The organism is Blastococcus sp. SYSU DS1021 (assembly GCF_054050995.1).
This window is the reverse complement of sequence record NZ_JBJHAL010000002.1, coordinates 264,285-272,935: the sequence shown is the minus strand read 5'-3', so window position 1 is coordinate 272,935 and position 8,651 is coordinate 264,285. Positions and strand designations below refer to the sequence as shown.

The 8,651-nt window shown below is 71.4% G+C and carries 4 protein-coding genes; 2 read left to right on the top strand and 2 right to left on the bottom strand.

The genetic code is table 11. The annotated features are described in order from the left end of the window. Window positions 1–108 precede the first annotated feature (108 nt). Window positions 109–1,254 (bottom strand): TerC family protein, encoded by a 1,146-nt coding sequence (locus ACI8AP_RS02835; protein ID WP_456587808.1) that lies wholly within the window; start codon window positions 1,252–1,254, stop codon window positions 109–111. A 286-nt stretch (window positions 1,255–1,540) separates the two neighbouring features. Further along, on the bottom strand, window positions 1,541–3,655 hold the full coding sequence (gene uvrB / locus ACI8AP_RS02830; RefSeq protein ID WP_456587807.1) for an excinuclease ABC subunit UvrB: 2,115 nt from the start codon (window positions 3,653–3,655) through the stop codon (window positions 1,541–1,543). Between the two features lie 505 nt (window positions 3,656–4,160). On the opposite strand from uvrB, the gene glgX reads away from it, so the two are divergent. Both glgX and treY read left to right on the top strand, forming a co-directional pair. Further along, window positions 4,161–6,272 (top strand): glycogen debranching protein GlgX, encoded by a 2,112-nt coding sequence (gene glgX / locus ACI8AP_RS02825; protein WP_456587806.1) that lies wholly within the window; start codon window positions 4,161–4,163, stop codon window positions 6,270–6,272. Then, a complete protein-coding gene (treY, locus tag ACI8AP_RS02820; RefSeq protein ID WP_456587805.1) occupies window positions 6,269–8,617 on the top strand; it encodes a malto-oligosyltrehalose synthase in 2,349 nt (782 codons plus the stop codon). Before glgX ends, treY begins: the two co-directional genes overlap by 4 nt. Window positions 8,618–8,651: the final 34 nt, after the last annotated feature.

Genomic DNA, 8,651 nt, shown 5'->3' with positions numbered 1-8,651 from the left:
CGCCCGGCCGCCCCGCCCCACCCCCCCCCCCCCCCCCCCCCCCCCCCCCCCCCCCCCCCCCCCCCCCCCCCCCCCCCCCCCCCCCCCCCCCCCCCCCCCCCCCGGGGCTCAGTCCGTCGAGCCGTCGTCCCGCGAAGTCACCGGGGCGTTCCTCGGGTCCGGCGGACCCTCGCCGCGCCCGGGGGTGTCCAGACCGTCGTGGCTCCCCGGAGCGGGCACGTTGCGCCCGGTCCGGTCGGCGCCCGGGTCCCCGGCACCCGTCGGGCTGGTGTAGCCGGCTGCCTCGTCGCGCTTGTTCTTGGCCAGGCTGGCGACGGTGGTGATCAGCAGGGTGACGAGGATGACCGTCAGGGACAGCCACGTCGGGATCTCGGGCACCACGGTGACGTGCTCCCCACCGTTGATGAACGGCAGCTCGTTCTCGTGCAGGGCGTGGATGAGCAGCTTGATCCCGATGAAGCCGAGGATCACCGCGAGGCCGTAGGCCAGGTAGACCAAGCGGTCGAGCAGGCCGTCGATCAGGAAGAAGAGCTGCCGCAGCCCGAGCAGCGCGAAGGCGTTGGCGCTGAACACCAGGTAGGTCTCCTGGGTCAGCCCGAAGATCGCCGGGATGGAGTCGACGGCGAAGAGGATGTCGGCGCTGCCGATGGCCACCAGTGCGATCGCCAGGGGCGTGATGTAGCGCTTGCCCTCGAGCTTCGTGACCATCCGGTCGCCGTGGTACTCCTTCGTCGTCGGCACGGCCTTGCGGGTGAGGCGGAGGAGGAGGTTCTCCTTGAACTCCTCGTCCTCGTTGTGCCCGCCGCTGCGCGCCTGCGCCCAGGCGGTGTAGATGAGGAATCCGCCGAAGAGGTAGAAGACCCAGCTGAAGTTGTTGATCGCCGCGGCGCCGACGAGGATGAAGGCGGTCCGCAGGACCAGCGCGAACGCGATCCCGAACAGCAGCACCTTCTGCTGCAGCTCCCGCGGTACCGCGAAGCTCGCCATGATCAGCACGAAGACGAACAGGTTGTCCACCGAGAGGCTCTTCTCGGTGATGTAGCCGGCGAAGTACTCACCGCCGTACGTGCCGCCGTAGGCCCACAGGATCAGCAGTCCGAAGACGACCGCGATCCCGACGTAGATGGCCGACCAGGTGGCCGATTCCCGCAGGGTCGGCGCGTGCGGCGTGCGCACGTGCCCGTAGAAGTCGAACACGAGCATGCCCACGATCGCGCCGACCGTGACCGCCCACACCCAGAAGGGCACGTCCATTGCAGAAGACCTCCGGTATCACTGCCAGCCATCCGGCACCGGAGGTCTCTCCCGCCGCCGGCCCGAGGCCTGCGGCCGGCAGCACCGGAGGCCATGGGACCTCGTGATGACGACGCTGCCGCGCGGGGATACTCCCCTCCATTGTGCATCCCGCCGCCGTGCAGACGTCGTCGGATGCGGGCGCCGGGGTGCTGGGCGACACGCTACCCCGAGGGCGCCGGAACCACCGCCCGTGCGTCCAGGCGCGCCGCCCGGCCCCGCTCCCGGGCCCACCGACCGGCCGCCGTCAGGCGTGCGCGGCGTCGAACTGGCGCAGCTCCTTCTTCAGCTCGTTCAGCTCGTCCCGCAGGCGGGCGGCGACCTCGAACTGCAGCTCGCGGGCGGCGGCGAGCATCTGCTCGTTCATCTGCGTGATCAGGTCGGCCAGCTCGGCACGCGGCAGGCCCTGCACGTCGATCGAGCCGGCCTTGACCTTGCCCTTCGACGACAGCCCCGGCACCGGGGCCTTGCCGCGGGACTGCTGCCGCCCCGATCCGCCGACGAGCTCGACCGACTCCGAGTCCTCCGCCTCGCGGTAGATGCCGTCGAGGATGTCGACGATCTTCTTCCGCAGCGGCTGGGGGTCGATGCCCCGCTCGGTGTTGTAGGCGATCTGCTTCTCGCGCCGGCGGCTGGTCTCGTCGATCGCCTGGGCCATGGACGGGGTGATCTTGTCGGCGTACATGTGCACCTGGCCGGAGACGTTGCGCGCCGCGCGGCCGATCGTCTGGATCAGCGACTTGCCCGACCGGAGGAAGCCCTCCTTGTCGGCGTCGAGGATCGCCACCAGCGACACCTCGGGCAGGTCCAGCCCCTCGCGCAGCAGGTTGATGCCGACGAGCACGTCGTACTCGCCCTGCCGGAGTTCCCGGAGCAGCTCGACGCGGCGCAGGGTGTCGACCTCGGAGTGCAGGTACCGCACCTTGATGCCCAGCTCGAGCAGGTAGTCGGTCAGGTCCTCGGCCATCTTCTTGGTGAGCGTGGTGACCAGGATCCGCTCGTCCTTCTCGGTGCGCAGGCGGATCTCGTGCACCAGGTCGTCGATCTGCCCCTTCGTCGGCTTCACCACCACCTCCGGGTCGACCAGCCCCGTCGGCCGGATGACCTGCTCGACGACGTCGCCCTGGACGCGGCCGAGCTCGTAGTCCCCGGGCGTTGCCGAGAGGTACACCGTCTGGCCGATCCGGTCGGCGAACTCCTCCCACTTCAGCGGGCGGTTGTCCATCGCCGACGGCAGCCGGAACCCGTGCTCGACGAGCGTGCGCTTGCGGCTCATGTCGCCCTCGTACATGCCGCCGATCTGCGGCACGGTCACGTGCGACTCGTCGATGACCAGCAGGAAGTCGTCGGGGAAGTAGTCGATGAGGCAGGCACCGGCGCTACCGGCCGCCCGGCCGTCGATGTGCCGCGAGTAGTTCTCGATGCCGGAGCAAAACCCGACCTGGCGCATCATCTCGATGTCGTAGGTGGTGCGCATGCGCAGCCGCTGCGCCTCCAGCAGCTTGCCCTGCTTCTCGAGCTCCGCCAGGCGTACCTCCAGCTCCGCCTCGATGGAGGCGATCGCCCGCTCCATGCGGTCGGGGCCGGCCACGTAGTGGCTGGCCGGGAAGACGAACAGCTCCTCCACCTCGCGCACGACCTCGCCGGTGAGCGGGTGCAGGTAGTACAGCCGCTCCACCTCGTCGCCGAACATCTCGATCCGGACGGCGAGCTCCTCGTAGACCGGGAAGACCTCGATCGTGTCGCCGCGCACCCGGAACGTGCCACGGGTGAAGGCGAGGTCGTTGCGGGTGTACTGCTCGGTGACCAGGGTGCGCAGCAGCTCGTCGCGGTCCCGCTCCTCCCCCACCGAGATCTTCAGCGCGCGGTCGACGTACTCCTCGGGCGTGCCCAGGCCGTAGATGCAGGAGACCGTGGACACCACCACGACGTCGCGCCGGGTGAGCAGGCTGTTCGTGGCCGAGTGCCGCAGCCGCTCGACCTCCTCGTTGATCGAGGAGTCCTTCTCGATGTAGGTGTCCGTCTGCGGGACGTAGGCCTCGGGCTGGTAGTAGTCGTAGTAGGAGACGAAGTACTCGACCGCCGCGTCGGGCAGCAGCTCGCGGAACTCGTTGGCCAGCTGCGCGGCGAGGGTCTTGTTCGGGGCCATCACCAGCGTCGGGCGCTGCACCTGCTCGATCAGCCACGCCGTGGTCGCGGACTTGCCGGTGCCGGTGGCGCCGAGCAGGACCACGTCCTTCTCCCCGGCGTTCACCCGCTCGGCGAGCGCCTTGATCGCCGCCGGCTGGTCGCCCGCGGGCTCGAACTCGCTGACGACGCGGAAGCGCCCCTGCGTGGGCCGGAGATCGGTGGTCGTGCGCACGCGACGACGGTACGTCGGCGGTGTGACAGAAGGCGTCGCGCGCGCACCGGGCGATGGCTGGGGCGGAGGGGACGGCGGCGGCGGGGCCGGTACTTGTCTGCTCCGGCTCGCACCCCTAGCGTGCCCAGTCGCAGGAGCGGTCCGCGCCGAGGACCAGCGCCACCCGGGGCTCCCCGGGCGAGGTCGGACCCGGCGCGCCGCCGGCCCCACCCCACCGGGCAGGTGGCACCGCCGCCCCCCGGTCGGCCGGGCCCCCGGTGGCATCCCGGCCGGACCTGCGCACGACGCCCCCCGCGGTCCGCCGCGGGGGGCGTCGTCGTCCGTCGGAGCGGCGTCCCGCCGGAGACCCGGGGCACGGTCGCCGGTCTCACGCCCGCCGGAGGTGTGGCGAGCCCCGGACGCGGGCACCGGGGTCCCGACGTCCGTCCCGACCCGGTCACGCGAGCACGCGCCCGGGTCTCCCGCCCCCAGCCCCGGGGCGCCCTGCGCAGGAGGAACGACCCAGATGACCCAGGTGTGGCCCGGTAGCGCCTATCCCCTCGGTGCCACGTACGACGGCACCGGCACCAACTTCGCGATCTTCAGCGAGGTGGCCGAGAAGGTGGAGCTGTGCCTGTTCGACGAGGACGGCAACGAGGAGCGGGTCCGGCTGCCCGAGATGGACGGGTACGTCTGGCACGCGTTCCTCCCCGGCGTCCACCCGGGCCAGAAGTACGGCTTCCGGGTGCACGGGCCCTACGACCCCTCGCAGGGCCTGCGCTGCAACCCGAACAAGCTGCTGCTCGATCCGTATGCCAAGGCGATCGACGGCCAGGTCGCCTGGCACCCCTCGGTCTTCGGCTACGACTTCGAGACCCAGGAGCGCAACGACGAGGACTCGGCCCCGCACATGCCGAAGTCCGTCGTCGTCAACCCGTTCTTCGACTGGGGCGTCGACCGCCCGCCGAAGACCCCCTACAACAAGACGGTCATCTACGAGGCCCACGTCAAGGGGCTGACGATGACCAACCCGCGGATCCCCGAGGAGCTGCGCGGTACGTACGCCGGCATCGCCCACCCGGCGACGATCGAGCACCTCACCGACCTGGGCATCACCGCCCTCGAGCTGCTGCCGGTGCACCGCTTCGTGCAGGACGACACCCTGCAGCAGAAGGGCCTGCGCAACTACTGGGGCTACAACTCGATCGGCTTCTTCGCGCCGCACGACGAGTACGCCAGCGACACGACGGCGGGTCAGCAGGTGCAGGAGTTCAAGGGCATGGTGCGCGCCCTGCACGAGGCGGGCATCGAGGTCATCCTCGACGTCGTCTACAACCACACGGCCGAGGGCAACCACCTGGGCCCGACCCTGTCGTTCAAGGGCATCGACAACCGGGCGTACTACAAGCTCGTCGAGGGCGACGAGCAGTACTACATGGACTACACCGGCACCGGCAACACGCTCAACGTCCGGACGCCGCAGGCGCTGCAGCTCATCATGGACTCGCTGCGCTACTGGGTCACCGAGATGCACGTCGACGGCTTCCGCTTCGACCTCGCCTCCGCCCTGGCCCGCGAGCTGCACGCCGTCGACCGGCTGGCCACCTTCTTCGACCTCGTGCACCAGGACCCGGTCGTCAGCCAGGTGAAGCTGATCGCCGAGCCCTGGGACGTCGGCGAGGGCGGGTACCAGGTCGGCAACTTCCCGGCCCTGTGGACCGAGTGGAACGGCAAGTACCGCGACACGGTCCGCGACTTCTGGCGCGGCGAAGGCGGCACGATCGGGGAGTTCGCCGACCGAATCTCCGGCTCCTCCGACCTCTACCAGCACTCGGGCCGGCGGCCGGTGGCCAGCATCAACTTCGTCACCGCGCACGACGGCTTCACCATGCGCGACCTCGTCTCCTACAACGAGAAGCACAACGAGGCGAACGGTGAGGGCAACAACGACGGCGAGAGCCACAACCGCAGCTGGAACTGCGGGGTCGAGGGCGAGACCGACGACCCCGACGTGCTGGCCTGCCGGGCCCGCCAGCAGCGCAACTTCATCACCACCCTGATGTTGAGCCAGGGCGTGCCGATGCTGCTGCACGGTGACGAGCTCGGCCGCTCGCAGGGCGGCAACAACAACGGCTACTGCCAGGACTCGCCGCTGACGTGGATCGACTGGGAGAACGTCGACGAGGGGCTGCTGGAGTTCACCAAGAAGGTCACCAAGCTCCGCGCCGACCACCCGACGTTCCGCCGTCGCCGGTTCTTCCACGGCCGGCCGGTCCGCCGCGGGCTGGGCGACCCGGTGCCCGACATCGCCTGGCTCGCCCCGACCGGCGAGGAGATGGCCGACGAGGACTGGGACGCCGCCTACGCCAAGTCGCTGGCGGTCTACCTCAACGGCGTCGGGATCCGGGAGACCGACGAGCGCGGCGAGTACGTCTCCGACGACCACTTCTACCTGGCGTTCAACGCCTCGCACGAGCCGATCGAGTTCACCCTGCCCAGCGCCGACTACTCGCGGAGCTGGACGCCGGTGCTCGACACCGCCGAGATGCACGAGGTGGAGCCGGTCGAGGTGAAGCCCGGCGAGACGGTGACCGTGCAGGCCCGCTCGATCATCGTCCTGACGGGTCCCGCCCAGTGAGCGAGCCCATCCAGGTGCCCGGGGACGAGCGTCGCCGCGCGGACCCCACGGCGACGTACCGGCTGCAGGTGCACGCCGGCTTCCCGCTGCAGGACGCCGCCGAGGTCGCGGGCTACCTCGCGGACCTCGGCGTCACCCACGCCTACTCCTCCCCGCTGCTCCGCTCGGCCGAGGGCAGCAACCACGGGTACGACACCGTGGACCACGCGCACATCGACGAGGCGCGGGGCGGGCAGGCCGGCTTCGACCGGTTCGTCGCCGCGCTGCACGAGCACGGGCTCGGGCTGGTGCTCGACCTGGTGCCCAACCACATGGGCGTCGACGACCCGGCGGCGGCGCCGTGGTGGTGGGACGTGCTGCAGCACGGCCGGGACAGCGCGCACGCGGACGCCTTCGACATCGACTGGGACTTCGGCGGCGGGAAGGTCCGCATCCCCGTCCTGGGCTCCGCGGACGACGTCGAGAAGCTCGAGGTGGTGGACGGGGAGCTCCGCTACTACGACAACCGCTTCCCCATCGCCCCCGGAACCGGGGACGGAACGCCGCAGGAGGTGCACGCGCGGCAGCACTACGAGCTGGTGGACTGGCGCCGCGCGGACAGCGACCTGAACTACCGGCGCTTCTTCGCGATCAACACGCTCGCCGGGCTGCGGGTCGAGGACCCGGCGGTCTTCCAGGCCACGCACGAGCTGGTGCTGCGACTGGTGCACGACGGCGCCGTCGACGGGCTGCGCATCGACCACCCGGACGGGCTGGCCGACCCGAAGGGCTACCTGGACCGCCTGGCCCAGGCGTCGGACGGCCGGTGGACGGTCGTGGAGAAGATCCTCGAACCCGGGGAGGACCTCCCCGAGAGCTGGGCGACGGCGGGGACGACGGGTTACGACGCCCTCGCCGAGGTGGACGAGGTGCTCGTCGACCCGGCCGGGGAGCCGGCGCTGACCGCGCTGGACACCGAACTCGCCGGCCGGCGGGTCGACTACGCCCAGCTGGTCCACGACTGCAAGCGCGAGGTCACCGATGGGATGCTCGGCTCGGAGGTCGCCCGGCTGGTCCGGGTCATCGGCGCGCTCGGAGGGGCGGGCGGCGGCGCGGTCGACCGGGAGCAGGAGACCGAGGCGCTGGCCGAGCTGCTCGCCTCCTTCCCGGTCTACCGGAGCTACCTGCCCGACGGCCGGGAGCACCTGGACCGGACCGTGGCCGCGGTCCGGGAACGCCGCCCCGACCTGGCGCCGGCGCTGGAGGCGCTGCACCCGGTGCTCTCGCAGGCCGGTACCGAGGCGGCCACCCGCTTCGAGCAGACCAGCGGGCCGGTCATGGCCAAGGGCGTCGAGGACAGCGCGTACTACCGGTGGGCGCGCTTCGCGGCGCTGAACGAGGTGGGCGGTGACCCGGCCCGCTTCGGCAGCACGGTGGCCGAGTTCCACGAGGCACAGCGCCGGCGGCTGGCGTTGCGGCCGCGGTCGATGACCACGCTGTCCACGCACGACACCAAGCGCAGCGAGGACGTGCGCGCCCGGCTGGCGGTACTCGCCGAGCTCCCCGCCGACTGGGCGCGGCTCGTGCGGGGCTGGATCACCCGGCACCCGCTGGCCGACCGATCGCTGGCCCACCTGGTGTGGCAGAACCTGGTCGGCGCGTGGCCGCTCTCCCGGGAGCGGGCGCACACCTACGCGGAGAAGGCGGCCCGCGAGGCCGGCACCTCGACCACCTGGACCGCTCCGGACCAGGAGTTCGAGGAGCAGCTGCACGCCCTGGTCGACGCCGCGTTCGACGACCCCACGACGCGGTCGGAGATCGACGCCTTCGTCACCCGGATCGCGCCGCTGGGCTGGTCGAACTCGCTGACCCAGAAGCTCCTGCAGCTGACGATGCCCGGTGTCCCCGACGTCTACCAGGGCACCGAGCTGTGGGACTTCTCCCTGGTCGACCCGGACAACCGCCGCCCCGTGGACTACGCCCTGCGCCGGCAGCTGCTCGCCCGGCTCGACGGCGGGGAGGTGCCCGCGGTGGACGAGTCCGGCGCGGCGAAGCTGCTGGTCGTGTCGCGCACCCTGCGCGCCCGCCGGGACCACCCCGAGTGGTTCACCGCCTACGAGCCGGTGGCGGTCACCGGGGCGGCGGCCGACCACGTGATCGCCTACGACCGCGGCGGTGTCGTCGTGGTCGGCACGCGGCTGCCGGCGAAGCTGGCGCAGGACGGCTGGGGCGACACCGCGCTCCAGCTGCCGAACGGCGCGTGGCGGGACCTGCTCACCGGTGGACGGGCGGTCTCGGACGTCGCCGGTATCGCTGCCGACGTCGTGCTCTCCCGCCTGCCGGTGGCGCTGCTCGTGCGGGAGTAGGCGGCACCGCCGGTGGCGCCGGAGCATCCTCCCG

What these genes read in the sequence shown, in the direction of transcription:
- ACI8AP_RS02835 (WP_456587808.1), bottom strand. Translation starts at nt 1,254, where the DNA reads ATGGACGTGCCCTTCTGGGTGTGGGCGGTCACGGTCGGCGCGATCGTG.
- glgX (WP_456587806.1), top strand. Translation starts at nt 4,161, where the DNA reads ATGACCCAGGTGTGGCCCGGTAGCGCCTATCCCCTCGGTGCCACGTAC.